Annotated in this window: 1 protein-coding gene; it reads right to left on the minus strand. The window is 46.8% G+C overall.

The genetic code is table 11. The features are described from left to right. Positions 1–184 precede the first annotated feature (184 nt). The coding region (locus KDK18_RS09395) for a transglutaminase-like domain-containing protein (RefSeq protein WP_257254645.1) at positions 185–2,010 on the minus strand (1,826 nt) is incomplete at its 5' end.

Here is a 2,010-nt window from a genome sequence, read left to right on the forward strand (position 1 = left end):
ATTCTTTTTTGACGATAACTCCAGCTTTGCTGCATCGGCTGGCACGCCGCTGCCAGGAACGGGTTTCTTTACTTCCCCACCAATCCGACCATCCATCGTCAACCTCTCTCCTGTGATCTGAAGGACTGCATTTAAATTGTTTGCTTATATGACCTTCAGACAGGATGAAAGTTCCAGTGGCGTATCACTTATCCAATGAGTCAGACAATGAATTCAAATTCACGCTGCTCAAAAACTCTTCGGCAATGGTTGTCAGCTCAGCGGATTTAAGCACCAGAGCGTCACTGGCCTTAAGTGCCTGCTTTAAGTAGGTTTTCCTGAGAGAGCCCTCAAAACACCAGGATCTATTGATTTCAGACATCATGGCAGAGAGCTCTTCTGGTGAAGATGGGTCGTGAGCGCCATAGTTGTTCGAATGATGGTTAAACCCGGTGGTTGCATTGGCCCAACAAAGCGTTAAACGACCACCCTTCGAGTGTGTCAACCCATACAGGTAATGACTGAAGGCCTGAAGAATCGCTTGTTTGCATTTGGTTTTCAAATTGCTAAAAAGGTCTCTGTCCTCGGGTGAAAGCTCACAGGCCCTCAGAATAGGTCGGTACTTTTCGTCGATAGCACGCTTTTGTTCTTCATATTCTTTTTCTTCAGCTCGAAACAGCCGATCCAGAGAAGCATCCTGGTTGTGACGTCGGTAGTAACTTCTTTTTTGACGATTGTTTTTTTTCAGATCACTGATGTGTCTGGTCAATGCATTCAGCTCCCTGTTGCGTTGATTTTCCGTCGCACGAGACTCTCTGTATCTTGCCAATAACTGCTTTAGATTCGGGCTCTTCTCGACTTTTAGTTGATACAGGGCCTCGACTTTTTTATTAATTAATGTGTTTTCCCAGAAAGGTTTACCCAAGATAATCACCGGACGGTGGTTCGCCTTGGCCGAGTTTAACTTTGCAAACGCAGGATGGCGCACCAGCATTCGTTCTATATTCGGGACGCCCTCAGGTTGGTCCGTCCAGACGTCCTTTAAAGATGGATTGGCAATGTTCTCTTCAAAGAAGGGCGAAAACCCTTCATGACAATGAGTGACGAAAAAGGCACCGACTTCTTTCTCCTGAATGACTTTATAAGCCAACCGCCATTCCTGGCTATTTTTTTCCCCGGACAGCAATGCCTGATACCACTTTTTCAGAGAATGAGCGGCTTCAACCTCCAGTTCATCGACATCTTTCAGACGCATCAATAGCTCATGGTGCTGAAGGGCATCTGCAATATAACTCTCATACATCGGCTGTGGATCCAGCCAGCCCGAAGTCAGAGCTTCATGGGCAAAGCGAATAACCGAAGGCTCGGCTAAGTTGCTGTATTTCAGAATGTACAACATTGAACTCAACCACTGCTGTGGGCTTGCTCCGCTCTGAACAACCATTTTTGAGTGCAATGACTTGAGCAGTTCAATGACCTGGTTTGCATCACTGTTGGGCAATATTTCTCTTAATGCCAACGACATCGGTTTATAGCAACATTTCACGTTGGGAGGCAGATCGCCGATCAATGTCTTTTCGTCTTCACTCAATGTTTCTATCTCCAGTAACATTGAGACACCCACGGAAAAACCGGGTAAATCCAGTCTCTGCCATAGGTTCCTTACAATTTCGAGAGTACTCAGATTGATTTTTGGCAATGCACCGTTTGTCTCCAGCGTTTTTTTCAGTCCCTCAAAACTCATGCCACAGGCTTTTGCCAGAGCTTGCTGTTGTGCTAAATCAGCCCCTTTCAGGACATCACTCAGGAGTTGTCTACTCTGCCTGGACTCAGTACCGGAAGCACTGACCTTCCTGGTGGGCTGGAAGTCAGGCAGAATTTCTGTTGCCTCGACAGGTGCCCCACCCAAATCCACTGACATCCAGGTTTGGCCTCCATCTGCGGAACACTCTGCAAAGGCGTGGGTGCGGTTAGCAATTTGCCGACATGGAATGCCAAAATAACGACAAAAAGCAATAAAAACAGGCACAC

Source organism: Endozoicomonas sp. SESOKO3 (genome assembly GCF_024606255.1).